The sequence below is a fragment of the Dactylosporangium sp. CA-139066 genome (assembly GCF_050936175.1).
In the GTDB taxonomy this organism is placed as follows: Bacteria; Actinomycetota; Actinomycetes; order Mycobacteriales; family Micromonosporaceae; genus Dactylosporangium.
This window is the reverse complement of record NZ_JBNJNH010000001.1, coordinates 1,849,504-1,874,050: the sequence shown is the minus strand read 5'-3', so window position 1 is coordinate 1,874,050 and position 24,547 is coordinate 1,849,504. Positions and strand designations below refer to the sequence as shown.

At 73.0% G+C, this 24,547-nt stretch carries 22 protein-coding genes; 11 read left to right on the top strand and 11 right to left on the bottom strand.

Annotation, left to right across the window (positions count from 1 at the left end; genetic code table 11):
• Positions 1 to 13 precede the first annotated feature (13 nt).
• Together ACQEVU_RS08635 and ACQEVU_RS08630 are read left to right on the top strand one after the other, a co-directional pair.
• Positions 14 to 922, top strand: coding sequence for a carbohydrate ABC transporter permease (locus ACQEVU_RS08635; RefSeq protein ID WP_433322022.1), 909 nt, complete (start codon positions 14 to 16; stop codon positions 920 to 922).
• The gene (locus ACQEVU_RS08630) at positions 919 to 1,881 is read left to right on the top strand and encodes a carbohydrate ABC transporter permease (protein WP_433322021.1); all 963 of its coding nucleotides are present in this window, start codon (positions 919 to 921) and stop codon (positions 1,879 to 1,881) included. The genes ACQEVU_RS08635 and ACQEVU_RS08630 overlap by 4 nt, the downstream gene beginning before the upstream one ends.
• Positions 1,882 to 2,018: 137 nt before the next feature.
• Here ACQEVU_RS08630 and ACQEVU_RS08625 read toward each other — a convergent pair whose 3' ends face one another.
• Complete coding sequence (locus ACQEVU_RS08625) at positions 2,019 to 2,918, bottom strand: cation diffusion facilitator family transporter (RefSeq protein ID WP_433334854.1); 900 nt, start codon at positions 2,916 to 2,918, stop codon at positions 2,019 to 2,021.
• 153 nt (positions 2,919 to 3,071) lie between these two features.
• Here ACQEVU_RS08625 and ACQEVU_RS08620 point away from each other — a divergent pair, with 153 nt between their 5' ends.
• Positions 3,072 to 3,809: a hypothetical protein gene (locus tag ACQEVU_RS08620; RefSeq protein ID WP_433335364.1), complete on the top strand. Its 738-nt coding sequence runs from the start codon at positions 3,072 to 3,074 to the stop codon at positions 3,807 to 3,809.
• Between the two features lie 99 nt (positions 3,810 to 3,908).
• Here ACQEVU_RS08620 and ACQEVU_RS08615 read toward each other — a convergent pair whose 3' ends face one another.
• Positions 3,909 to 4,094, bottom strand: a complete 186-nt coding sequence (locus ACQEVU_RS08615) for an alcohol dehydrogenase catalytic domain-containing protein (RefSeq protein ID WP_433334852.1) — start codon at positions 4,092 to 4,094, stop codon at positions 3,909 to 3,911.
• 3 nt (positions 4,095 to 4,097) lie between these two features.
• On the opposite strand from ACQEVU_RS08615, the gene ACQEVU_RS08610 reads away from it, so the two are divergent.
• The 3 genes from ACQEVU_RS08610 to ACQEVU_RS08600 all read left to right on the top strand — a co-directional run bounded on the left by ACQEVU_RS08610 (position 4,098) and on the right by ACQEVU_RS08600 (position 8,786).
• Positions 4,098 to 4,625: a hypothetical protein gene (locus ACQEVU_RS08610; RefSeq protein ID WP_433322019.1), complete on the top strand. Its 528-nt coding sequence runs from the start codon at positions 4,098 to 4,100 to the stop codon at positions 4,623 to 4,625.
• A 270-nt stretch (positions 4,626 to 4,895) separates the two neighbouring features.
• Complete coding sequence (locus tag ACQEVU_RS08605; protein WP_433322018.1) at positions 4,896 to 5,657, top strand: SDR family NAD(P)-dependent oxidoreductase; 762 nt, start codon at positions 4,896 to 4,898, stop codon at positions 5,655 to 5,657.
• A 180-nt stretch (positions 5,658 to 5,837) separates the two neighbouring features.
• On the top strand, positions 5,838 to 8,786 hold the full coding sequence (locus ACQEVU_RS08600; protein WP_433322017.1) for a carbohydrate binding domain-containing protein: 2,949 nt from the start codon (positions 5,838 to 5,840) through the stop codon (positions 8,784 to 8,786).
• On the opposite strand, the gene ACQEVU_RS08595 is transcribed toward ACQEVU_RS08600, so the two are convergent.
• The 3 genes from ACQEVU_RS08595 to ACQEVU_RS08585 are packed head-to-tail and all read right to left on the bottom strand — an operon-like array spanning position 8,783 to position 14,173.
• Positions 8,783 to 9,199 (bottom strand): MarR family winged helix-turn-helix transcriptional regulator, encoded by a 417-nt coding sequence (locus ACQEVU_RS08595; protein WP_433322016.1) that lies wholly within the window; start codon positions 9,197 to 9,199, stop codon positions 8,783 to 8,785. The genes ACQEVU_RS08600 and ACQEVU_RS08595 overlap by 4 nt on opposite strands.
• Positions 9,200 to 9,252: 53 nt before the next feature.
• Positions 9,253 to 10,485 (bottom strand): PQQ-dependent sugar dehydrogenase, encoded by a 1,233-nt coding sequence (locus ACQEVU_RS08590; RefSeq protein WP_433322014.1) that lies wholly within the window; start codon positions 10,483 to 10,485, stop codon positions 9,253 to 9,255.
• 43 nt (positions 10,486 to 10,528) lie between these two features.
• A complete protein-coding gene (locus tag ACQEVU_RS08585; protein ID WP_433322013.1) occupies positions 10,529 to 14,173 on the bottom strand; it encodes a choice-of-anchor D domain-containing protein in 3,645 nt (1,214 codons plus the stop codon).
• Positions 14,174 to 14,447: 274 nt separating this feature from the next.
• Here ACQEVU_RS08585 and ACQEVU_RS08580 point away from each other — a divergent pair, with 274 nt between their 5' ends.
• Genes ACQEVU_RS08580 through ACQEVU_RS08565 form a run of 4 tightly spaced genes read left to right on the top strand, consistent with a single transcriptional unit; the run spans position 14,448 to position 16,890 of the window.
• Positions 14,448 to 14,945 (top strand): hypothetical protein, encoded by a 498-nt coding sequence (locus ACQEVU_RS08580; protein ID WP_433322012.1) that lies wholly within the window; start codon positions 14,448 to 14,450, stop codon positions 14,943 to 14,945.
• Positions 14,945 to 15,571, top strand: a complete 627-nt coding sequence (locus ACQEVU_RS08575; protein ID WP_433322011.1) for a class F sortase — start codon at positions 14,945 to 14,947, stop codon at positions 15,569 to 15,571. Before ACQEVU_RS08580 ends, ACQEVU_RS08575 begins: the two co-directional genes overlap by 1 nt.
• A gap of 4 nt (positions 15,572 to 15,575) precedes the next feature.
• Complete coding sequence (locus ACQEVU_RS08570; protein ID WP_433322010.1) at positions 15,576 to 16,262, top strand: Crp/Fnr family transcriptional regulator; 687 nt, start codon at positions 15,576 to 15,578, stop codon at positions 16,260 to 16,262.
• A gap of 43 nt (positions 16,263 to 16,305) precedes the next feature.
• Complete coding sequence (locus ACQEVU_RS08565; RefSeq protein ID WP_433322009.1) at positions 16,306 to 16,890, top strand: helix-turn-helix transcriptional regulator; 585 nt, start codon at positions 16,306 to 16,308, stop codon at positions 16,888 to 16,890.
• A gap of 147 nt (positions 16,891 to 17,037) precedes the next feature.
• On the opposite strand, the gene ACQEVU_RS08560 is transcribed toward ACQEVU_RS08565, so the two are convergent.
• From ACQEVU_RS08560 to ACQEVU_RS08535, 6 genes are read right to left on the bottom strand one after another with little or no spacing between them, the layout of a single operon-like run.
• Positions 17,038 to 17,679, bottom strand: a complete 642-nt coding sequence (locus ACQEVU_RS08560) for an isochorismatase family protein (RefSeq protein WP_433322008.1) — start codon at positions 17,677 to 17,679, stop codon at positions 17,038 to 17,040.
• Positions 17,676 to 18,695, bottom strand: coding sequence for an FAD-dependent monooxygenase (locus ACQEVU_RS08555; RefSeq protein WP_433322007.1), 1,020 nt, complete (start codon positions 18,693 to 18,695; stop codon positions 17,676 to 17,678). Before ACQEVU_RS08555 ends, ACQEVU_RS08560 begins: the two co-directional genes overlap by 4 nt.
• A complete protein-coding gene (locus ACQEVU_RS08550; RefSeq protein ID WP_433322006.1) occupies positions 18,695 to 19,942 on the bottom strand; it encodes a phenylacetate--CoA ligase family protein in 1,248 nt (415 codons plus the stop codon). Before ACQEVU_RS08550 ends, ACQEVU_RS08555 begins: the two co-directional genes overlap by 1 nt.
• On the bottom strand, positions 19,939 to 20,661 hold the full coding sequence (locus ACQEVU_RS08545; protein WP_433322005.1) for an amidohydrolase family protein: 723 nt from the start codon (positions 20,659 to 20,661) through the stop codon (positions 19,939 to 19,941). Before ACQEVU_RS08545 ends, ACQEVU_RS08550 begins: the two co-directional genes overlap by 4 nt.
• A complete protein-coding gene (locus ACQEVU_RS08540; RefSeq protein WP_433322004.1) occupies positions 20,658 to 21,752 on the bottom strand; it encodes a 3-dehydroquinate synthase II family protein in 1,095 nt (364 codons plus the stop codon). The genes ACQEVU_RS08545 and ACQEVU_RS08540 overlap by 4 nt, the downstream gene beginning before the upstream one ends.
• On the bottom strand, positions 21,749 to 22,549 hold the full coding sequence (locus ACQEVU_RS08535) for a 2-amino-3,7-dideoxy-D-threo-hept-6-ulosonate synthase (RefSeq protein WP_433322003.1): 801 nt from the start codon (positions 22,547 to 22,549) through the stop codon (positions 21,749 to 21,751). Before ACQEVU_RS08535 ends, ACQEVU_RS08540 begins: the two co-directional genes overlap by 4 nt.
• Positions 22,550 to 22,638: 89 nt before the next feature.
• On the opposite strand from ACQEVU_RS08535, the gene ACQEVU_RS08530 reads away from it, so the two are divergent.
• Complete coding sequence (locus tag ACQEVU_RS08530; protein WP_433322002.1) at positions 22,639 to 24,504, top strand: anthranilate synthase family protein; 1,866 nt, start codon at positions 22,639 to 22,641, stop codon at positions 24,502 to 24,504.
• Positions 24,505 to 24,547 lie beyond the last annotated feature (43 nt).

The following is a 24,547-nucleotide window of genomic DNA, read 5'->3' as shown; positions in this document are numbered from 1 at the left end:
GCCGAATTTCGCGATGCCGCGACGGCGGCCCCGCCGCCAGCGCGGCCCCCGCTGGCTGCCGGGCCTCGTGCTGGTGTCGCCGTCGCTGATCCTCATCGGGGTCTTCGTCTACGGCTTCCTCGGCTGGAACGTGCGCGTGTCGTTCACGAACTGGCGCGGGCTCTCCCCGAAGTACCACTTCGTCGGCCTCGACAACTACACCTCGCTGCTGAAGGACGAGCGGTTCCGCGCCGACGTGCGCAACCTGATCATCTTCACCGTCGTGTTCGTCGCCGGCGCGCTGCTGCTCGGGTTCTTCATGGCGATGCTGCTGGACCGGGGCGTGCGCGGCGAGGGCTTCCTGCGCGGCGTGTTCCTGTTCCCGATGGCCATCTCGTTCATCGCCACCGCGATCGTGTGGCGCTGGCTGCTGGACAACGGCGAGGGCGCCGACACGGCCGGCATCAACAAGCTGCTCGCCGGCGTCGGGCTTGACTTCCTGCGCAGCGACTGGCACAAGTCGGACTCGATCTGGGCCATCGCCGCGGTCGCGCTGCCGGCCGGGTGGGCGCTGTCGGGGTACGTGATGGCGCTGTTCCTGGCCGGGATGCGCGGCGTGAACGAGACGCTGCGGGAGTCCGCGCGCATGGACGGCGCCAGCGAGACGCAGATCTTCTGGCACGTGGTGCGGCCCGCGCTGCGCCCGGTCACGTTCAGCGCGCTGCTCATCATGGTGCACATCTCGCTCAAGACGTTCGACCTGCTGTACGCGCTCGACCAGGGCAACCTGCGCATCGACACGCCGTCGCTGTACATGTGGTTCACCACGTTCGACGGCGGCTTCTACGACCGCGGCGCCACCATCGCCACGGTCCTGCTCCTCGGGGTGGCCATCGTCGTCGGCCCCTACGTCTGGTACAGCCTGCGCACGGAACGGCGGTGAGTCGTCAGATGGTCCGCGCAACCGCCCCGGTCGTACCGCGGCAGCCGGCCCCGCAACAACGGCCGGGTGCGTTGCCGACGCCGCCGCCGTCGAACCCGAGCGAGGTGCCGCGCTGGCAGCGCCCGAGCCCGCTGCGCACCACGATGCGGTACCTCATCCTGTGGGCCCTCGCGGCGTTCTTCCTCATGCCGGTGTACGTGCTCATCGTGACGTCGTTCAAGAACCCGGCCGATGTCAGCGTGACCCGCATCTGGGAGCTGCCGACCAGCCTGTCCTTCGAGAACTTCGCGGCGGTGCTGCCGAAGCTGTCGTCGGGCTTCCGCAACTCCCTGGCGCTGTCGATCCCGGCGAGCCTCATCTCCGCGCTGCTGGGCTGCGCCAACGGGTTCGTGCTGTCGAAGTTCCGCTTCCCGTTCTCCAACATCGTGTTCCCGCTGATCCTGTTCGGGATCTTCGTGCCGTACCAGGCCGTCATCATCCCGGTCTCGCAGACGATGACCGCCGTCGGCCTGCGCGGCAGCGGCGACGCGACCGGCGGCCTGCTCGGCCTGATGCTCATCCACATCATCTACGGCCTGCCGATCACGACCCTGATCTTCCGCAACCACTTCGTGTCGATGCCCGATGCGCTGCTGGAGTCGGCCCGCCTCGACGGCGCGGGCGTGCTGCGAACGTGGGTGGACCTGGCGGTACCCCTGTCGAAGCCCGCCTTCGCCGTGGCCGTGATCTGGCAGTTCACGTCGTCGTGGAACGACTTCATGTTCGGCGCGATGATGACCAGCCGCGACTCGTGGCCGGTGACGATCGCCCTGAACAACGTCGCCGGCGGCCAGTCGGTCCCGTTCGGCCAGGCCATGGCCGGCGCCCTGCTGGTCAGCCTGCCGACGCTGGTGATCTACGTGCTGCTGGGCCGCTTCTTCATGCGGGGCCTGCTCGCCGGCACCCTGCAGGAGCACTAGGGTTTCGTCGGGTCGCCGTAGCCGACGTCGTTGGTCGCCTCGAACGGCCCGGCGACGATGCCGCGCTGGAACCGCCCGCCGCCCGGCAGCGTCGCCAGGTCCGGCCGCCCGCTCGCGCCACACGGTAGCGGTCCGCGCTATGTCGTGCGCCCCCGCGCCACCTCGGCCGGCGGCCGGTACGACTCCCCGTGCGAGTCCGCGCAGTGCTCGTCGCCCCGCTCCCGGGCGTGGTCGACCTGCAGCGTGCTGTGCGTGATCCGGTACTCCAGCCGCAGCAGCCCTTCGATCGCCCGGCGCACTCCGTGGCAGTCCCGCCCCTCGGCCACGAGCACGTGCGCAGACAGCGCCGGCTCCCCCGAGGTGATCTGCCAGACGTGCAGGTCGTGCACCTCGACGACGTCCGCCACCCCCGCCAGCCGGGACCCGAGCGCCGGCGGGTCGATCCCGCTGGGCGCCGCCTCGAGAAAGATGCGCCCGGACGCCCGCACCAGCCCGACCCCCGCCCGCACCATCAACACCACGACCAGCAGCGTCGCGATCGCGTCGGCCCGGGTGAACCCGGTGAGGATCATGACCAGCCCCGCGGCCGCCGTGGCGATGAACGCGAACAGGTCGTTGAGAATGTGCAGGAACGCCCCCTGCACGTTGAGACTCGTCCGGTTGGCCCGGCTGAGCGCCCACGCCGCCGCCAGGTTGACGGCGATCCCCGCCAGCGCGGTGACGAGCACCGGCCCTCCGACCACGTGGCCCGGCTCGACCAGCCGCCGGATCGCCTCCACGGCCAGCACACCCCCCAGGATCAGCATGGTGATCCCGTTGGCCTGCGCCGAGAGGATTTCCGCCCGCTTCAGCCCGAAGGTGTACCCCCCTTTCGGCGGCCGCGCCGCCAGCCGCATGGCGAACAGCGCCAGCACGATGGCCCCGGCGTCGGTGAGCATGTGCGCGGCGTCGGAGATCAGCGCCAGCGACCCGGCGAAAACCCCGACGACGACCTCGCCGGCCATGTAGGCCGTGATGAGCGCGAGCGCTACCCCCAGCCACCGCCGATCGGCGTCGCGGGCAACCCCGTGCTGATGCGAGTGCCCTTCGCCGCCGTGCCCATGCCCGTGCTCTTGCTCGCGTCCGCGCCCTGGCTTGGGCCCGTGCTCGTGCTCGTGTCCGCGCCCTTGCTTGGGTCCATGCTCTTGCTCGTGTCCGTGCCCTTGCTTGGCTCCGTGCTCGTGCTCATGCCCGGTTCCGTGCTCGTGGTGCCGCTGCGCCTGGTCTTCGTCGGCGAGCTCGGTCTCTGCGTGGACGTGCGCACTGTCGTACCCATGACCAGGCCCATGACCATGCTCATGAAGGTGAGCCCGGCTGTTCCGGCGCTCGTCGTGCTGGTGCTCCGTCACAACTCAAGACTCTCCCATCCGCGCGAGACCGCAGCACTATCCGGTTGTTGCACCACCCTCGCCCCGTCACACCCGCCGCGCCTGACGGAACACGTTCCCCCCAAACATGTTCGTCACGAACACGTTCGTCGGACCGCCACAGCACAGGGCTACCCAGCAGGCCGCCGCCCCAGAGCAGGCCACAACGAACGCGTTCGTCACGAACGGCATCGCGCGGGCTCATGGGCCGCGCCCACGAACGCGTTCGTCGCGAACACGGCCGCCGCGAGCGCCGCGACGCAAACCCCACCTGGCGCATGCCACCGGACGAACACGGCCGTGACGAACGCGTTCGTCGCGAACAGGGTCGGCGCGCGGCCTCACAAACGCGGGCTTAACGAACGCGTTCGTTACGAACGTGGTTGCGAGAGCCTCGCGACGTCCGTTCTGGCGAACACGTTCGTTACGAACGGGTTCCACGGTTGTGCAGGCATCCAGACGTGGCCGGCGCACATCAGCGGGGCCGCCGCGGCCGCGTCGAGGGTGGCGGGCAACGGGTAGGCGAAGCGTTCCCGCAGCACGTACTCGCGGCTGTACCCACCCTTGGTCACGGTGCCGTCGAGGCGATCGGTCCCGCCGTACGTGCTGACGGCGCCCTGGTTAGCAGTAGTTCTCCTGGCCGGCCTCGCACATCGGGCAGGCGCCGCACGAGTCGACCAGTGTCCCGACCGCGACCCGGTCGCCCGGGGCGAGGGTCGTCACGGCGGAGCCGACCGACGTCACGGTGCCGGTGAACTCGTGGCCGGGGACCAGCGCGTCCGCGGGCTTGGCCAGCCGGCCGTGGATCGCGTGCAGGTCGCTGTGGCAGACGCCGCAGTAGTCGACGCGTACGGCGATGTCGTCGGCGCGCAGGTCGCGGCGCTCGATCGGGACTCGCTGCAGGCCAGCAGCGCCGGCGCCGTGCCGTTCGACGCCGAGGATCTGGCCGCGTGGGCCGTGGCGATGTTCGACGAGAACCTCCGCCGGCCCGACCTGGCCCGGCTCATGGGCTGGATCCGCCTGGAGCAGCGCCGGACGGGGCTGCTGTTCGACAGCCTCGATCTGCAGCCGAAGCTCGCCGCGGTCGCCGCGGCGCAGGCGGCCGGCCGGGTCCGCGCCGGCGACCCCGCCGACCTGCTGGCCCTGGTGGTCGCCATGGCCTCGGCCTGGTCCCCGACCAGCGGCGCATACGCGGCCACCGCCGACGAGCCGGCAGCCGACCACGACCGCCGCCGCACCATGCTGCGCGAATCCGTGCAACGCGCCGTGACGCCACAAGACGAGCCGACCACGACCACCGCCGCACCATACTGCGCGAATCCGTACAACGCGCCGTGACGCCATAAGACGAGCCGACCACGACCACCGCCGCACCATGCTGCGCGAATCCGTGCAACGCACCGTGAAGCCATAAGACGAGCCGACCACGACCACCGCCGCACCATGCTGCGCGAATCCGTGCAACGCACCGTGAAGCCATAAGACGAGCCGACCACGACCACCGCCGCAGCATGCTGCGCGAATCCGTACAACGCGCCGTGACGCCGTAGAAAGAACCGATGAGCCCGGGCGGCCAGCACGTCGGTACAGGAAACGGAGGAGACCGACATGTTGTTGCAGGGCAAGACGGCCGTCGTCTACGGCGGTGGCGGAGCGGTCGGCGGCGCCATCGCGAGGGCCTTCGCCCGATACGGGGCCACCGTGCACCTCGCCGGGCGGACCGAGCGGACGCTGCGGGCCGTCGCCGATGACATCGAAGCGGCCGGCGGCGCCGCCCACGTCGACGTCGTCGACGCGCTCGACGGACAGTCCGTGGACGCCCACATGGAGCGCGTCGTGCGCCGGGACGGGCGGCTCGACGCGTCCGTCAACGTCATCAGCGACCAGGACGTGCAGGGCACGCCGATGGTGGAGATGGACGTCGAGGACTACCTGCGGCCCGTCGCCACGGCCGTGCGGTCCAAGTTTCTCACCGCCCGGGCCGCGGCGCGGGTCATGGTGCCGCGGCGGCAGGGCGTCATCCTGTACTTCGGCGGCCGCTTCGACTGGACCGTCGCCCGCAAGCTCAGCGTCGGCGGGATCGGGGTGACGTTCGACGCCGTCGAGTCGATGCGGCGGCAGCTCGCCGGCGAGCTCGGGCGGCACGGGATCCGCGTGGTGACCCTGCACACGGGCGGGCTGCCGGAGACGATCCCGGCGGACTACCCGGGGCGGGACGAGATCGTCGAGCTGCTCAACGGCAACACCCTGACCGGGCAGGCGGCCACGCTGCGCGACGTCGGGGAGATGGCCGCGTTCGCCGTGTCGGACCTCGCCCGCACGGTCAGCGGGGCGTCGATCAACATGTCGGCCGGCGCCGCCGTGGACTAGTTGATCATTGCAAGATCTTGCGGGGCTTGCCGGTCAACCGTGCAGCTCAGCGGGTGTGCAGGCCCGGGAGCTGCGCGGATTCCTGCAAGAAGCTTGACAAGCTTGAATGGGTCGATCACTCTTCCCAGCACGCGTTGCAACGCCTTGTGTCTCGGATGAGAGAGCAAGGAGCACCCCGCCATGTCACGCCGACACCGCCATGTCGTCTTCATCGTCCTGTCCCTGCTCGCCGCGCTGTTGCCGGCCCGCGCGCTCGCCGCGGCCGGCAACGCGCTGACCGTGTTCTACAAGCCGCCGAGCGCCTGGAGCACGGTCAACGTGCACTGGGCGCCCACCGGGGGCGCCTGGACCGCCGTGCCCGGCGTCGCCATGTCCGCCGCGAGCTGCTCCGGGTGGTACACCAAGGTCCTCGACCTCGGCTCCGCCACCGGCGCGCAGCTCACGTTCAACAACGGCAGCGGCGTCTGGGACAACCATTCGGGCGCCAACTACTCCGTCGGCACCGGGGTCGTCGCCATCACCGGCAACGCCGTCGCCGGGACGAGCGATCCGTGTGCCACCGCGCCGCCGTCCTCGCCGCCCGGCGGCAACACCGCGACCGTCTTCTACGGCACCGCGGGCACCGGGTGGACCACCGTGAACATCCACTACGCGCCGGACGGCGAGGCGTGGACGGCGGTGCCGGGCGTGGCCATGAACGAGACCGCGTGCGCCGGCTGGGTCAAGAAGACCGTCCAGCTCGGGGCGGCCACGGGCATGCAGGCCGTGTTCAACAACGGATCCGGCGTGTGGGACAACAACCGCGGCGCCAACTACCGCATCGGGGCCGGCACCACCCGGGTCAGCGGGGGCGTCGTCACCGCCGGCGCGAGCGACCCGTGCACCGCCGTCCCGCCGGACACCACGCCGCCGACCGCGCCCGCCGGCCTCACGGCCGCCGTCGACCACGTCACCGTCACCCTCGGGTGGAGCGCGTCCAGCGACGACCGGGCCGTCACGGGGTACCAGATCACGCGGAACCCCGGCGGGAACGTCCTCACCACCGCGTACAACACCTACATCGACGGCAGCCTCGCGCCGCGCACCACGTACACGTACAGCGTCCGCGCGGTCGACGCGGCCGGGAACCTCTCGGCGGCCAGCGGGACCGTCACGGCCACGACCGGGGACGCGCCGCCGCTGCCGGCGGGCGGGGCGATGCTCGGCGGGGACCCGCGCAAGGAGAGCATCTACTTCGTGCTCACCGCGCGGTTCTACGACGGCGACACGTCCAACGACCGGGGCGGCAGCCAGAACGTGCGCTCCGGCAACGCCGCCAACAACGACCCGATGTTCCGCGGCGACTTCAAGGGGCTCGTCGACCGCCTCGACTACATCAAGGGGCTCGGGTTCTCCGCCATCTGGATCACGCCCGTGGTGCTCAACCGGTCGGACTACGACTACCACGGGTACCACGGCTGGGACTTCTACCGCGTCGACCCGCGCCTGGAGTCCCCCGGCGCGTCCTACCAGGACCTGATCAACGCCGCGCACGCCAAGGGCCTGAAGATCTACCAGGACGTCGTGTACAACCACAGCTCCCGCTGGGGCGCCAACGGCCTGTTCGTCCCGACCGTCTGGGGCGCGCGCGACGGGCAGTGGGACTGGATGTACAGCGAGAAGGTCCCCGGCGCCGTGTACGACCCGATGCAGGAGAACTCGCTCGGCCGCGCCTACAACGGCGACCTGTGGTCCACGACGGCCCCGCCCGGCAACACCTGCCCCGGCTACGGCACGCCCAACGGCCAGTTCAGCCCGGAGGGGTACACCATCCACAACTGCCAGTGGCCGAGCCCGACGGCGAAGATGTTCCCGGCGAACCTCTACCACCAGTGCTGGATCGGCAACTGGGAGGGCGAGGACTCCCGCTCCTGCTGGCTCGCCGACGACCTCGCCGACTTCAACACCGAGAACCCGGTGGTCCAGCAGTACCTCATCGGGGCGTACAACTCCTACATCGACATGGGGGTCGACGGCTTCCGGGTCGACACCGCCGTGCACATCCCCCGCGTGACGTGGAACCGCCGCTTCCTGCCCGCGCTGCAGCAGCACCTGGTGCAGAAGTACGGCGCGGACAAGGCCAAGGACTTCTACGTCTTCGGCGAGGTCGCCGCGTTCGTCAACGACAAGTGGAACCGCGGCTCGGTCAACCACTCCGCGCAGTTCTACACGTGGAAGGAGCGGCGCTCCTATGTGGACGACGACGTCCAGGCGGCGCTGGACCAGTACAACTACGAGGAGCAGCTGGGCACCGGCAACCAGCCGGCGAGCACGAACGCGTTCCTCAACGGCAACGACTACCACACCCCGGATCACTCCCAGTTCTCCGGCATGAACATCATCGACATGCGGATGCACATGAACTTCGGCGACGCCCCGAACGCGTTCCGCAACGGCGCCGACTCCGACGACTCGACCAACGACGCCACGTACAACGCCGTCTACGTCGACTCGCACGACTACGGCCCGAACAAGAGCTCGACGCGGTACGCCGGCGGCACCGACGCCTGGGCCGAGAACATGGCGCTGATGTGGACGTTCCGCGGCGTGCCGGTGCTGTACTACGGCTCGGAGATCGAGTTCCAGGCCGGCCGGCAGATCGACTGCGGCCCCACCTGCCCGCTGGCCACGACCGGGCGTGCCTACTACGGCGACCACATCACCGGCACCGTCGTGGCGTCCGGCTACGGCACGGTGTCCTCGGCCTCGGGCGCCGTGGCCACGACGCTGAACCAGCCGCTCGTGAAGCACCTGCAGCGGCTCAACCAGATCCGCCGCGCGATCCCGGCGCTGCAGATGGGGCAGTACTCCACGGCCGGCGTCTCGGGCGGCCAGATCGCCTTCAAGCGCCGCTACACCAGCGGCTCGGTCGACAGCTTCGTGCTGGTCGCGATCTCGTCGACGGCGACGTTCACGGGCATCCCGAACGGCACCTACACCGACGCGGTCACCGGCGACGTCAAGACCGTCACCAACGGCACCCTGACGGCGACGGTCAACGCCAAGGGCGACCTGCGCGCGTACGTCCTGTCGCTGCCCGGCAACCCGGCGCCGGGCAAGGTCGGCGCGGACGGGCCGTACCTGCGCTAGCCGTGGTACTCGACGAGCCGGCGCAGCAGGCCCGTCAGCTGGCTCCGCTCCTCGGGCGTGAGCGGGGCCAGCAGCTCGTCCTGGACCCGGCCGATCTGCTTCTCCAGCCGGCGCAGGTGCCGGCGGCCCGCCGCGGTGATGGTGATGACGTTGCGGCGGCGGTCGGCCGGGTCGGGGGCGCGCTCGACGTAGCCGCCCCCGGCCAGCTCGTTGATCGTCGCCACGAGGTCGCTGAGGTGGATGCCGCAGCGCCGGCCGAGGTCCGCCTGGCTGGCCGGGCCGTCCTGGTCGAGGGCGGTCAGCGCCCGGTAGTGGTAGCCGCGCGCGCCGACCGCGCCGAGGCCGTCCGACACCAGGCGGTGGGCGTGCTGGGCGCTCTGGGTCAGCAGCCAGCTCGGCAGTCCGGTCAGCATGGGCGCAGCCTATCGCCGGAACCGTTCGGCGGTCTAACGTTCGGCGCGCAAACCTAGTCGGTGCGCAGGGTCAGGCGCAGGATGCGGTCGTCGTCGGGGGCCGGGCCGCCGGGCAGGCGGCCGTCCTGGTTCGACGTCGTGACCCAGACGCTGCCGTCCGGGGCGGTGAGCGCCGCCCGCAGGCGGCCGTACTTCGAGGCCAGGGCCTCCACCGGCGGCCCCGCGACGCCCGCGCCCGGGCGCCAGCGGACGCTGTCGGTGGCGCCCGCCGGGCCGGCGGACAGCGCGCCGACCGTGGCGCCCGGCCCCGGGCTGGCCGACGCGACATCCTTGGGGATCGAAGACTTACCCAGGGGTACCAGATAGATACGCTGGCCGCGCAGGCACGTCACGACCGCGACGGAGCCGGTCACCGCCACGCCGGAGGCGACGCCCACCTCGGGGTGCCACGCGACGACCGGGTCGATGTACTTGCTCTTGCCGCCGATGCCCTCGACGTCGGGCCAGCCGTAGTCGCCGCCGGGGCGGATGATGTTGAGCTCGTCCCAGACCGCCTGGCCGATCTCGGAGACGTACATGTTGCCGGCGGCGTCCCAGGCCATGCCCTCGGGGTTGCGGTGGCCGTACGACCACACCAGCGAGTGCGGGAACGGGTTGCCGGGCGGGGGCTTGCCGTCGGTGGTCATGCGCAGGATCTTGCCGCCGAGGACGCCGATGTTCTGGGCCGCCTCGGTGCGCGAGGCCTCGCCGGTGCTGGCGTACAGGTACCCGTCGGGGCCGAACGCGAGCCGGCCGCCGTCGTGGATGCCGCCCCTCGGGATGCCGGTGACGATCGGGTGCGGGCGGGAGCGGCCGTCCAGGCGCAGGCTCGCGATGCGGTTGTCGGTCTTGGTGGTGTAGTAGATGTACACCGTCTGGTCCGTCTTGTAGTTCGGCGACACCGCGATGCCGAGCAGCCCGCCCTCGTTGTCGGCGGTGGACTCCCCGATGCGGGCCAGCGGGGTGACCCGGCCCTCGGGCGTGACGCGCAGGATGCGCAGCGTGCTGCGCTCGGTGACGAGCGCGTCCCCGCCCGGCAGGAACGACAGGCCCCACGGGATGTCGAGGTGCTTGGCGATGGTGGTGACCGAGACCCGCCCGTCGGCGCCGCTGGACGGGTCGGCGGCGCCGTGGTGGAAGTCCGTCGGGTTGATGGGAGTCAACTGCCGCCCGCTGGCGCTGGCCGGCGAGGAGCACCCGGCGAGCAGCCCGGCGGCGAGCAACACCGCGATCCTGGTGCGACGCACCGGACCACCGTCGCCCGCCGCCGGGTGACGCGCCCTCCCCCGGCTAGGCGGAGTACACCTCCAGCTCCGACAGCTGCCCGGCGGGCCAGCCGGTGTTGGCGGTGAAGGTGATGCGCAGGTTGCGCACGTTCGTCGCGGCGAACGTGATGGTGCACGCGTTGCCCGTCGCCGGGTCGAACGCGCACTGCCGGTTGCCGACGAGCACGGCGCCGGTGGAGGCGTCGGTGATCGTGACGGTCTGGGTGCGCGCCGCCCACGCCGTCGCCGGCGGCAGCTTCAGCACGACCCGTCCGACGCTCAGCGACGAGCCGAGGTCGACCTGGATCCACTGCGGGAACGCGTTGTTGGCGCTCTCCCAGTAGGTGCTGGCGTTGCCGTCGACGGCGTTGCCCGAGCCGTAGTTCTGGGTGTTCGACGACTGCGTCGTCGGCCGTTGCAACGCCAGGTTCGTGGTGGCGCCGGGGAGCCCGGTGCCGCTGAGGGCCGCCGTCGCCTCGGCATTGGATGCGGTACTGCGGATGCTGAGCGTCCCGGTCCGCGCCCCCGCCGCGCTGGGGTGGAACGTGACCGTGGCCGTGCAGTTGGCCCCCGGCGCGAGCGAGGCGCCGCACGTGGTGGTGACGGTGAAGTCGCCCGATGCGGTGACCGACTGGATGGTGGCGGCGGCCGTGCCGGTGTTGGTGACGGTCACCGTCTTCCAGTCGCTGTTGGTGTTGACGTTCGTGTCCGCGAACGCCAGGCTCGTCGGGCTGAGGGCCAGGGTGGCCGTGCCGCCGCTCGTGCCGTACACCTCGAAGGACGACAGCTGCCCGGCCGGCCATCCGGTGTTGGCCGTGATGTTCAGCCGCACGTAGCGGGCCGTGACCGCCGGGAACGAGATGCTGACGGTGTTGCCGGTGGCCGGGTCGAACACGTAGTCGGTCGAGCCGACGACGGTCGCCCAGTTGGCACCGTCCACACTGGACAGCACCGACAGCGTCTCCCGGCGGGTGGCCCAGGCGGTCTGCGGCGGCAGGCGCAGGGTCAGCTTGCCGACGCTCGCCGACGAGCCGAGGTCGACCTGGACCCACTGCGGGAAGGCGTTGTTGGCGCTCTCCCAGTAGGAGTTGGCGTCGGCGTCGGTGACGTTGCTCGCCGGGTAGCCGCCCTGGGTGGACTGCGCGCTGGCGGGCTTGCCGGCGGCCAGGTTGGTGTTGTTCACCGGCGGGACGCCGGTGCCGGTGAGCTGCACGAGCACCGCGCCCTGGCCGTCGTCGCCGGTGATGGAGTACACCGCGGACTGGGCGCCCTGTGTGCTCGGCGTGAACGTGACGGTCTGGTGGATGACGTCGCCGGGCGAGAGCTGCTGGCCCTCGGAGACCGGCGTGGTGGTGTTGAACGCGCCGACCGGCGGGGCCGCCTTCGTGAGCGTCAGCGTGATGTTGCCGGTGTTGGCGATGTCGAACGTCTGCGTCGCGGTGGTGCCGACCGCCACGGAGCCGAACTGCACCGGGTTGGGCGTGATGCTCAGGTGCGCCGCGCCGGTGACCGCGGTCCCGCTCAGCGGCACGGTGACGGAGCCCGCGCTGCTGGCCACGGCGAGCGAGCCGGTCTGGTTGCCGGCGGCCGTCGGGGCGTACTTCACGGTGACCGACACCGAGGCGCCGGCCGCGAGGGTCGTGCCGTTGGCCGGGAACCCGGTCGCGGTGAACGGCGCCGCCGGCGCGGTCGAGCTGGTGATGGTCACCGCGCTCGTGCCGGTGTTGGTGATGCTGACGCCGAGGGTCTTGCTCGCCCCGGTCGGCACGGTGCCGAACGCGAGCGCCGACGGCGTGGCGCCGAGCCCGGCCTGGGTGCCGTTGCCGTGCAGGTCGAGCGCGACGTTGCCGGCGTCGGTGGTGAACGTGAGGCTGCCGGCGGCGCCGCCGGGCGCGGTCGGGCTGAAGCGGACCGGCACCGCGAGGGTCTGGCCGGTGTTGAGGCTGACCGGCAGCGCCGGCGGGGTGGCGCCGAACGGCGCGGCGGCGGCGATGGCGGTGATGCGCACCGCGCGGGTCGCGGTGACGGTGACGGTCGCGTTGGCGGTGCTGCCGACGGCGACGTTGCCGAAGTCGGTCGGCGGCGCGCTCAGCGCGGCCGTGGTCGGCCGGCCGAAGCCGTAGATCTTGCCGTCGCGGTTGCCGACGTAGACGCGGCCGCCGTCGGTGGCGGGCACGGCGAACTTGGTCGCGGTGCCGATCGGCGCGGAGTAGCGCAGGTGCAGCTGGTTGCCGGAGGGCAGGGCGTCGTACGCGCGCAGCTGGCCGTTGGCGCCGTTGGACCCGTCGCTGTAGACCGCCCAGACGATGGCGGAGCCGGACGTGGTACCGCTGGACGTGACGACCGGCGAGCCCGACGTGTAACCGAACGTGGACGGGCTGGTGGCCGCCGACGTGAGCGTGGGCAGGCCGGAGCCGTTCACGCCGTACTTGAAGGCGCGCAGGAAGCCCTGGTTCTCGACCTGGTACACGTACCCGCCGTCGCCGCCCCACACCGCCGGGTGGCCCCAGACGCCGTTGTAGGGCCCGGCTGCCGGCACGAGGGAGGCGTCGGACCCGCCCGGGCCCTGGCCCATGCCGCCGAGGTTGTCGCGGTCGAGCAGGAACACGCGGCCGTCCTTGCCGGTCTGCACCAGCAGGTGCGGGTGCGCCGCGGTGCCGAACGACGAGGGCAGCGCGACCGGGCCGCCCGAGCCGAAGTCGGTGTCGTCCTGGTCGAGCTTGCCGTTGTTGGCCGGGCTGAAGAAGTCCCGGGCGGTGAGCGAGCCGTCGCCGTTGACCTGCAGGCGGACCACCGACTCGGCGAGCGTGCCGGGCGGGTTGGAGCCGGGGCCGGGCGCCGGGGAGACGCCGTTGCCCGTGGCCACGATGATCCGGCCGGAGCCGTCGGAGACGAGGCCGCCGCCGGACTGCCAGATGCCGCCCATGCCGGTCGAGCGGCCGGCCTCGGTGGACCACAGCGTCGACATCGCGGGCGTGGTCGTCTTGACGCCGGCGATGTACCCGACGTACGGGCCGTAGTCGCAGTGGCTGGCGAACCCGGCGTACACGACGCCGTCGAGCAGCAGCAGCCCCGGCCGCTGGGCGGCGGTCTTGGGGTTGAACGTGTTCGCCGGGTCGTTCGTCGGCGAGCCCTGGATCGTCACCGGCCAGCCGGAGCGCTCGGCGCCGGTCGCCGGGTTGATCGAGTGCATGTAGAAGTGCGGGTGGCTGGTGTCGGAGCCGTCGTTCACCTTCGCGGTGAAGAAGACGGACTGCGTCGCCGGGTCGTAGACCGGCGTGCTCGTGACACCGATGTTCGGTACCAGATCACCACAGCCGATCGCCGAGGCGGGCCAGGCCGGACCGACGTTGCGCGACCAGGCGATCACGCCGGTCTGTGGGTTGATCCCGTACACCCAGTTGTTCTCGGTGGCGGCGATGAGCGTGCCGTTCACGACGATCGGCTGGGCGTAGATCTGCCCGTCGAGCTGGGTGCTGAACAGCTGCCCGAAGTCGGCGGCGGAGACGGCGGAGGGCCCGAGCGCGGGCTCGTTCGGGTCCCAACCGGTACGGAGGGTGTCGACGGACGCGGTGGTCTCGTCGGCGGCGGCGGTGTGGGTCAGCGCCACGGCGGCGCCGAGCGCTAGGAGGGGTGGCAGGAGGGCGGCGACCAGCCGGCGTGCGGCCATGACGGCTCCAGGGATCGGCCCGGCATGCGGGCGCGGAGGGGTGACGGCGGACTCCGGAGGTTGGCGGCGGCTCCAGGGCTTGACCGGCACCGTAACCTGCCCGACATCAGCGCGCAAGATACCGATGTCAATGCGGAAATACTTGCACGCTTCATTGCAAGCAGCGGTCGCGGCCACCCGGGCGGCTCATTGATCGTTATGAGCCCGTGCCCGATGGGTACCACACTCGAACCCACCAGGGGTTTCTCGGCGCCAACACGGGAGGGGCGGACCGATGACCGAACCGGGATGGCGGCGCGCCGTCGGCCGCGACAACCGCACGGCCGCCGCGGCCGGGGGTGCCGCGCTGATCGTCATGCTGCTGGCGCTGCTCGCCTACTGCCAGTACAACGGCTCGGGCACGAACGACAACGGCGCCGGGCCGGACGCCTCTGCGCTTCCCGCCCGCTCGGCTTCGGTCTCCGCCTCGGTTTCGGCGTCCGTGTCCGCCTCCGTGTCCGCTTCGGCGTCGGCTTCGGCCAACCGCTCGGCGGCGGCCGGCGGCGGCGCTTCGGCCGATGGCCGTTCCGCGAGTGCCGGTCTCGGCGCCGCGGGCACAGCGACCGCGACGCGGACGCCGCCCGCGGCCACGCCCAGCGGGGCTCCGCACACCGGCGGTGGCGACGGTCTCGGCATGCGCAGCCCGCTGCTGGCCGGGGCGGGCATCGCGCTGCTGCTCGGCGCGGCCGCGCTGTTCGTGTTCCGCCTGCGGGCGCGGGACAGCGAGGCCTGATGCGGCGCCTGGTCGTCGACGGGGTCACGGCGCTGCTCGCCGCCGGCGGGCTGACGCTGCTCGTGATCGGCGGGTCGCCCGCTCCCCCGCCGGCGCCGCCGCAGCGCCCGGCCGCGGCGCCTTCCGCGCCGGGAACGCCGCCGGCGGCCGCGTCCCGGGCTTTGGCGGCGTCCGTGCCGGTGCGGTTGCAGATCCCGGTGATCGGCGTCGACACCACGCTCATGTCGCTCGGGCTCAACGCCGACGGCACCGTGGAGGTGCCGCCGCTGCGGGCGGGCGCGCCGGCCGGGTGGTACCGCAATCTCCGGACGCCCGGCGAGGTCGGCCCCGCCGTCATCCTCGGGCACGTGGACACCGCGCACGACGGGCCGGCCGTGTTCTACCGGCTGCGTGAGCTGCGCCCGGGCGACCGGGCCACGGTGACGCGCTCCGACGGCGGGGCGGTGGTGTTCGTGGTGGAGCGGGTGGTGGAGGTACCGAAGAACGACTTCCCGACCGATGAGGTCTACGGCCCGGTGGACTATCCGGCGCTGCGACTGGTCACGTGCGGCGGGACGTTCGATCACACGCGCCACGAGTACCGCGGCAACATCCTCGTCTATGCCCGGCTGCAGCCGTCAGACTGACCGCATGAACTGGAGCCCCAGAACGTTCCTGGGCGGCCTGCCGGACGCGACCGCGGCGGAGCTCGTCGCCCTGAGCGTGCAGCGGCAGTTCGCGCCCGGCCGGGTCATGCTGCGCGAGGGCGACCGCGACACACATCTGGAGCTGCTCATCAGCGGCTTCGTGAAGGTGACGACGTCGGTCGACGGGTTCGAGACGCTGCTGGGCATCCGCGCCCCCGGCGAGCTCGTCGGCGAGGTCGGCGCCCTGACCGGCGCCCCGCGCAACGCCACCGTGACGGCCTGCGGCCGGGTCACGGCGGGCGTGCTCACGCGGGCCGAGTTCGAGTCGTTCCTGCGCCGCCACCCGGGCGCCGCGGCGCGCGTGACCGCCTCGCTCGCCGACCAGCTGCGGTGGGCCAACCGCCGGCGGACGGACTTCGCGGTGTACCCGGCCCACGTCCGCCTCGCCCGCCTCCTGGTCGAGATCGCCGAGCTGTGCGGCCGCCCGATCGCCGGCGGCGCCGTCGAGATCGGCGTGCCGCTCAGCCAGCCCGAGCTGGCCACGATGATCGCGATCGCCCAGGCCACGGTGCAGAAGGCCGTCCAGGAGCTGCGCCGGCGCAAGCTGCTGAGCACCGGCTACCGCCGCCTGACGATCGTCGACCCGGCCGGCATGCGCGCCCTGGCCGAACTGGACCCCGAAACCCCCTAGTTCTACCGGGTCTCGGCCGGCCGGCCGCGACACCATCAACTCCATGCAGAACACGGTCGCGGCGTGCATCGGCGCACTGTCCGCCCCCGCCCGTCGCCTCCTGCAGGTCGCGTCGGCCATCGGCCCCCGGTTCGACGTGCTGGAACTGGCCCGCCTGATGCGCTGCGGCACCGCCCAGCTGCTGCCGGCCCTGGAGGAGGCGCTCGCCTCGTCCCTGCTCGTGACCGACGACGAGCGGCTCTCCTTCAGCCACGACCTGGTCCACGCCGCCGTGGCCGCCACCGTCTGCCCCCCGGCCGCCGCGGCGCTGCGCGCGGAGCTGTCCGCGATGCGCGCCGCGGCCCCTGGACCGCGCTCGATGCCGACGCGGCCGGCCCGCACCCGCACCCACTCCGTGGCCACCATCGAGCCGGCGCCCGGCCCGGCCGGGCCGCCGGGGTGGGAGTCGCTGACGGAGCAGGAGCTGCACATCGCCCGCCTGGTCGGCCGCGCCCTGACGAACCAGCAGATCGCGACGCGGATCGGCCGGTCGCGGCACACGGTGAACTACCACCTGCGCCGCATCTTCCACAAGCTCGGCATCACCTCGCGCGTCGAGCTGGCGTCCCTGGCCCGCGCCCCCCGCTGACGGCACGTCAGGTGTCGTCTGCGGCATGCACGCAAATGCCGGCGATGCATCGACGTTTCGCTGAGCGCAATGGCTTGGCACCTCGGCGTCGCCGCCGTTCAGTGCGTCTGCACGGCTGTTTGGATGAGCCGCGGAGGGTGAGCGGCATCAGCGCGAGCCGGTGCCGGACAGCCACGCGAGGACGCGGGCGGTCGTGGGGGTGGCGGCGCAGCTGCGGGAGGCGAAGTCCAGGGCCATCGCGTGGTCCTCCGGGGTGAAGTCGGCCATGGCGTCGGAGACCAGGAAGGGCTCGATGTCGTGGGCGTACGCGTCGCAGGCGGTCAGCAGGCAGCCCAGGTGGGCGAAGACCCCGCACACGATCAGCTGGTCCCGCGACAGCGCGCGCATCGTGGACGCCAGGTCCGTGCGGTGGAAGGCGCTGTACCGGTACTTCGTCACCACCAGCGACGGCGATGCCGGGGCGAGCGCGGGGACGATGCCGCGGCTCTCCTCGTCGTCCGTCATGCCCGGGCCCCACACGTCATGCAGGAGGCCGCGGTCCGCGCGCGACATCCGGCCGGGCTGCGCCGTGTAGCGGATCGGGACGCCACGGGCCAGGCACGCCGCGCGCAGGGCGGCGACGTTCGCCAGCAGCTCGCGGCCGGGCGAGTGCTGCGGCGGGAAGCGGTCGACGAAGTACCGCTGCATGTCGTGGATGAGCAGCACGCTGCGCGCGGGGTCGGCGCGCCACGGGGCCGGGCCCTCGCGGGGCGGGGCGGGGATCGCGTACGGGGCGATGGTCGGGATCATGCGAAGAGCCAATCCTGGTCGGGCAGGCCGGACGCGGCGATCCGTTCGTCGCGGCGGCGCTGGGCGGGGCCGTCGGGCAGGTGGTAATCGTGGGCGCCGACCGCGCTCGCGGCGGCGACCCGTTCGGCTCGCGGGCGTCGGGCGGCCTCGTAGGCGGCGAGGTCCGGGCCGGCGGCGACGAGCGCCGCGGCGTCCTCGACGGCCTGCGCGGCGCCCTGGGCCAGGAACGGCGGCATCGGATGGGCGGCGTCGCCGAGGATCACGAGCCGGCCCCGATGCCAGGCCGGCAGCCGGTCCCGCGTGAAGAGGGCGTGCTGCATCGCCGGGGCGGCGGCGCGCGCGAGCGAGCGCACCGGGTCGTGCCAGTCGTCGAAGACGCCCTCGAGCGGGCCGGCGGTCACCAGGACCACGTTGCGGGCGCCGGGAACGGGGTACGTCACCACGTGCCGGCCGGGGCCGAGCCACACCGTGACGACCGGCGCGAGGCCGTCACCGGGCAGCAGGGCGCGATAGGCGGTGTACCCGATGAAGCGGGGCTCGTCGGCCGACAGCGCCGCGCGGACCGCCGAGTGCAGGCCGTCCGCGCCGACGAGCAGGCCGGGCGGGCGCAACGCAAGGTCGACGGGCGAGCCGAAGCGGACCACGCCGGGCGGCAGCGCGCCGAGCAGGATGCGCAGCAGGTCGGCGCGGCGCAGGGTCAGGTACGGGGCGCCGTAGCGGGCCTCGGCCTCCTCGCCCAGGGGAAGGCGGCCCAGCAGGGCGCCGTCGGACCAGCGGCGGATCTCGCGGGCGACCGGGCGTACCGACGCCTTGTCCAGGGCGGGGCCGAGGCCCATGGAGAACAGGATGCGGGTCGCGTTGGGCGGGAGCTGGATGCCGAAGCCGCCCGAGGGCAGCGACGGGCGGCGCTCCAGCACCGTGCACGGCACGCCGGCGGCGAGGAAGCCCAGCGCCGCGGTGAGGCCGCCGATGCCGCCGCCGGCGATGGCGACCGGGGACGTCAGGAGTGGGGACATCAGTAGTACCGCAACGCCGAGTCCCAGTCCTCACCGGCGCCGAACAGGCCGCGCGGCTTCATGACCTCGGCCTGGGCGGTCAGCAGGGAGAACGGGACCAGGCCGCCGGTCGGCACGGCGGCGAGCGCCACCTGCAGGTCCGGGAACGCCGTGCGAAGCGACGCGGTCAGGTCGTGCACCGCGGCGCCGCGCCAGCGGTCGGCGACCTCGATCTCGACGCGCAGCCGCGAGCCGTCGGCGCGGGCGCGCCAGAACCACACGCCGTACTCCTCGGGCAGCGTGAACACGAGCTCCTCCAACCCGAGCTGGGTGAGGCCGCCGACGGCGAAGGCGGCGCGGCCCAGCAGGCGGACCGAGGGCAGGTGCCAGCCGCACGGGCACTGGACGTACGACACCTCGACCTCGTCCTCGATGGCGTAGCGCAGCAGGGGCATCGCCTCGCGGTACAGCGGCGTCACGACCAGCTGCCCGCGGCCGTCCGGGCGCAGCTCGCCCGTCGCCGGGTCGTGGACCTCGAAGACGGCCCGGTCGGCCCACAGGTGCATGGTGCCGTGCTCGCACTCGCCGGCCAGGCTGCCGGTCTCGGTGGCGCCGTACTCCTCGACGACCGGCGCGCCCCAGACGCGCGCGATGCGGGCCTTGCGGGCCGGGCCGACGGGCTCGCCGCCGACGAACAGGGCCCGCAGCGCCGGGAAGTCCCGGTAGCCGCCGGCGCGCGCGGCCGCGGCCCACAGCAGCGTGTCGGTCGGCAGCGACCAGGTGAGCGTGACGCCGAGGTCGTGCAGCAGGCGCACGACCCGCGAGTACGGGGTGGCCAGCGAGCGGTTGTCGGCGGGCACGACGGTGGCGCCGTGGCGGCGCGCGGCCGCGTGGGCCAGGTGCCCGGTGATCATGAGGGCGTAGGGGGTGCGGACCATCATCGTGTCCTCGGCCGTGATGCCGGTCCACTTGCGGGCGAAGCGCTCGGCGAGGTCGTCCCAGTCGGACTCGGTGTAGTACGACGCCGTCGGCTCGCCGCTGCTGCCGCTGGACTCGTGGTAGGTGGCGAGGTCCGCGCGGTCGCAGGCCAGCAGGCCGAACGGGTAGGCGTCGCGCAGGTCCTGCTTCGTCGTGAGCGGCTGCTGCGCCAGGTCGCAGACGCCGCGCTTGCGGTAGAAGGGCGAGCGCTCGGCGGCGGCCAGGACGGCCGGGAGCCGCTCCTGCTGCAGCCGGGCGAGGCCGTCGAAGTCCTGCCAGTCACCGATCATGATTCCCCCAGAAGACGCAACGCATTGCCGGCCGCGACCAGCGCAAGGTCCGCGGGCGGAAGGCCGAGGGCCCGCAGCTTCGCGACCTCGACCGACGGGTGCTGCAGCGGATGCTCGGTGCCGAACAGCACCCGCGAGGCGCCCAGGCGCGACACGGCCAGGCGCGCGACGGCGGTGTAGCAGCCGGAGATCTCGACGCAGGTGTTGGGCACGTCGGCCAGCACCCGCAGGCCGGACGCGTCGAGGCCGGTGTATCCACAATGGCCGGACACGAAGGTCACCGCGGGATGGCGGCGGGCGAGGGCGGCCAGATCGGCCGCGCGGGTGCCCGGGCGGCCGAGGCAGACGACATACACCGGGTGACGGACCGCCGCGGCGGCGTCAGCGAGCGCGTCGACGCCCGGATGGTCGAGCCGGAACCCGTGCACCGCCGGCGAGATCTCCAGGCCCCGGTACCGCGAGGCCGCCGGAAAGTAGTCACCGGGGCACAGCGGATCGGCGAAGAAGAAGGGCACGAGCCGGCCCCCGGACGCCGAGCAGGCCCGCAGGACCTCCTCGTTGTCGGCCCGCGCCTCGCTCCGCCCGCCGCCGTCGATCTGCTCCGACAGCCGGTCCAGGTCGACCAGGCCACCGGCGCAGACCGCGGCCCGGTCGATGCCGGCCTCGTCCAGAACAGGCAGCAGACCCGGTGTGTGACGGGCGTGGAAGTCGAACATCATTGCTCGTAGCACAGCTCGTCGATCGGGTAGCCGACGTGGCGCTCGCGCTGGGGCAGGTAGCCGAGGATGCGGTCGCCGGGGCGCAGCTCGGTGGAGTTGAGCACCTTGCCGCCGGGCCCGAGGATCCGCACGTGCCAGTCGTCCTGGACGATGAGGTTGACCGGCTCGCCGGTGCCGGCGACGGCGTCGATGGACAGCAGCGGCCGCGTCTCGATCTTCACCCGGCCGACGACGGTACGCCGGGTCCGCCCGTCGGCCCCCACGGCCAGCACCACGGAGCCGGCCCGCAGCTCGCTCAGGTACCGCGTGTGCCCGCCGTCGGCCAGCGTGTACGACATGATGGCCCCGGCGTTGACGCGGAACGGCCGGGTCGGCATGTACGGCAGCGGGTGCGTCTCGCTCACGCACAGCACGAGCCCCTTGGCCCGCGACCCGACGAGGATCCCCTCGTCCTGCGCCAGGTAGGTGCACGTGTCGACGCAGGCCCGCTCCCCCATCCCGGCGTGCGTGACCGCGGTGACGGTCAGCTCGGTGAGCTCGAGCTCGCCGGTGCGCTCCTCGACGGCGTCCTTGAGCCGGCCCGCCTCGCCGGGCGCGGCCGGGGCGAGCATCACGCCGTCGGGGCCGTGCTCGAGGACGCCGAGGAACACCGGCGCCTCCTCGGCCCGCTCGACGGTGGTGATGATGAGCCCGTGGGCGTCGGCCGCGGCGGCCAGGACGATCTCGAGCGGGATGTTGGTCGGGTCGGCGAAGCGCAGCACCGTGCAGGGGTCCCGGCAGACGCTGTCGCAGGCGGCGGCGAGGCTCTCGGCGTCGGTGACCTCCACGTAGCGGCCGAAGCGGGTGCCGGGGTGGCGCTGGGCGAGGCGGGCCGGCTCAAGGGCGCTGTCGAGGACGACGAGGTCGGCGTCGCCGAAGCTCTCGGGCAGCTCGGCGCCGGGCAGCAGCACCCGGGTGACGGTCGGGGGCAGGCCGGCGAGGTCGGCCGGGTCGGCGGCGACGATCGCGTCGAAGCCGCGGTGGATCGCCTCCTGGCACAGGGCGGCCTTGAGCCCGTTGGCGGCGCGGATGTCGAGCCAGCACTGTTTCACTGCGGGATCCCTTTCAGGGGTCGGGTCAGGGCGCGGTCGTGGACGATGGCCGCGAGGCGGCGCAGCATCGCGCCGGGGTCGGCGGCGTTGAACACCAGGCGGCCGGCGGCGATCCCGCCGGCGCCGGCCCGCATGGCGTCGGCGAGGTGGGCCAGGGCGGCGGGGCCGTCGGCCGCGTCGCCGCCGGCGGCGAGCATCGGGATGGGGCAGCCGGCGGTGAGCGCCTCCAGGTCGGCGGCCGAGCGCGGCATCGCGGTCTTCACGAGGTCGGCGCCGAGCTCGGCGGCGATGGCCGCGGCGTGGGCGACGAGCCGCGGGGCGCGGCCGTCGGCGATGGCGGGCCCGCGGGCGTACACCATGGCCAGCAGCGGCACGCCCCACCGCTCGCACTCGCCGGCGACGGCGCCGAGGTCGTGCAGCTGCCGGTCCTCGCTCGCCGCGCCCGCGTTGACGTGGACGCTGACCGCGTCGGCGCCCAGCCGCAGCGCCTCCTGCACGCCGCAGACGAGGACCTTGGCGTCCGGGTCGCCGGACAGGCCGGTGCCGGCGGAGAGGTGCACAATGAGCGACAGCCCGCGGAAGCGGCGGGCCGACACATGCCGCAGCGCGCCCTTGTGCAGCACGACGGCGTCGGCGCCGTTGCCGGCGAGCTCCCCCACCAGCCGGTCCAGGCCACTGTGGACGATGGGTACGCCGCTGACGGGATGGTCCAGCGGTACCACGAGCAGGCCGCCGGATCCGTTGCGGTACAGCCGGTCCAGCCGTACCCGGCGGGCGAAGGTGTCGTTGTGAGCCACGCCTCGGACGCTAGTCACGCCGTGGTGCACGGCCCACTACCTCAATGGGTAGTGGCCCGCCGCGCGCGGGCGCTGGCAGCGTGGCCGCCATGATGCTGGACCGGATCGCGCACGCCGAGGCGTTCGCGCTGCTGTGCCGCGGCGACCGCGTGGAACTGCTCGCCGGCCCCCCGCTGCCGGACCTGCCCGCCGCGGGCGCTGTCGCACCGGCGTCGGCCGAGCGGGCCGGCGAAGTCGTGGCGGCGCTGCCGTACCGGGCGATCGCCGAGCGCGGGCTGCCGTGCGTCGACGACGGCGCGCCGCTGCTGGCCTTCGCCGTCGCCGAGCGGGCCGACGTGCCGCTGGCCGAGGCGCTGGCGGCGCTGCCGCGCGAGGAGGTCCGGGTCGTGGACGGCGGGTTCGAGGTCGACGACGACGAGTACGCCGGCATCGTGCGCCGGGTGATCGCCGAGGACATCGGCCGCGGTACCGGATCCAACTTCGTCATCCGCCGGGCCTACCGCGCCCGAATCCCGGGCTTCTCCCGGCGCACGGCCCTGGCGGTGTTCCGGCGTCTGCTGCTGGCCGAGCGCGGCGCCTACTGGACGTTCCTCGTGCACTGCCACGGCCGGACGCTGATCGGCGCCACGCCGGAGGCCCAGGCCCGGCTCGCGGGCGGCGTCGCGGCGATGAACCCGATCAGCGGCACCTACCGCTACCCGCCCGGCGGCCCGACCGCCCGCGGGCTGCGCCGGTTCCTGGCCGACCGCAAGGAGACCGAGGAGCTGTTCATGGTCGCCGACGAGGAGCTCAAGACGATGGCCGCGTTCTGCGACGGCGGGGCCCGGCTGCGCGGCCCGTGGCTGCGGGCGATGTCGCGGCTGGCGCACACCGAGTACGTGATCGACGGCCCGACCGGCCTCGGCCCGCGCGAGGTGCTGCGGGCCACGATGCCGGCCCCGACGGTCACCGGCAGCCCGCTCACCGCCGCCTGCCGCACGATCGCCGCCCGCGAGGGCACCGGCCGCGGCTTCTACGGCGGCGCGGTCGCGCTCATCGGCCCCGGCACGCTCGACTCCGCGCTCATCATCCGCACCGCCGAGATCGACGCGGACGGCGGCGTGGTCGTCGGCGTCGGCGGCACGCTCGTGCGGCACTCCGACCCGGCCGGGGAGGCCGCCGAGACCCGGGCCAAGGCCGCGGCCCTGCTCACCGCCCTGGGCGCCGATCAAACCCCGGATGCGGTACGCCATGAGCCCCGCCTGCCGGCCTCGGCCCGCGCGCTGCGGCGCCGCAACGCGGGCCTGTCGCCGTTCTGGCTCGGCCGCCCCGTCGACCTGCCGCCGCTGGCCGGGCGGGTGCTCATCGTCGACGCCGAGGACGCGTTCACCGCGATGCTGGCCCGGCTGACCGAGGCGATCGGCCTGTCCGTCGACGTCGACACCAAGCTGCGCGACGGCTACGACGCCGTGGTCGTCGGGCCCGGCCCCGGCGACCCCCGCGACCGGGCCGACCCGCGCATCGACAACCTGCACGCGATCGTGCGGCGGCTGCTGGCCGAGCGGACCCCGGCGCTCGCCGTGTGCCTCGGCCACCAGGTCCTCGCCGACGAGTGCGGGCTGACGATCCGCCGGCTGGCGGAACCGGCCCAGGGCGTCCCGCGGCGCATTCCCGGATTCGGCCGGGTCGGGTTCTACAACACGTTCGTCGCGGTGAGCGACGCACCGGGACATCGAATGAATACTATTCACGTGACAACCGTCCGTGACGGCTCGCCGGAGCGGATCCGGATATTGCGGGATGCGCGCACCGGCGCCGTGCACGCAATGCGCATGGCACGAGTTCGGTCAATACAGTTCCACGTCGAATCCGTGCTGACCGAGCGTGGACCGGCGATTCTGCGGCGGCTGCTGGCCGAAATCCTCGACACTCCGACGGGTGGCCCGTCAGCTGGACGATATCGGCCCTCCGGCTGATGCCGTCCGGGTTCGTCCGGGTCCGCCGAAAGGTTGTTCAAGT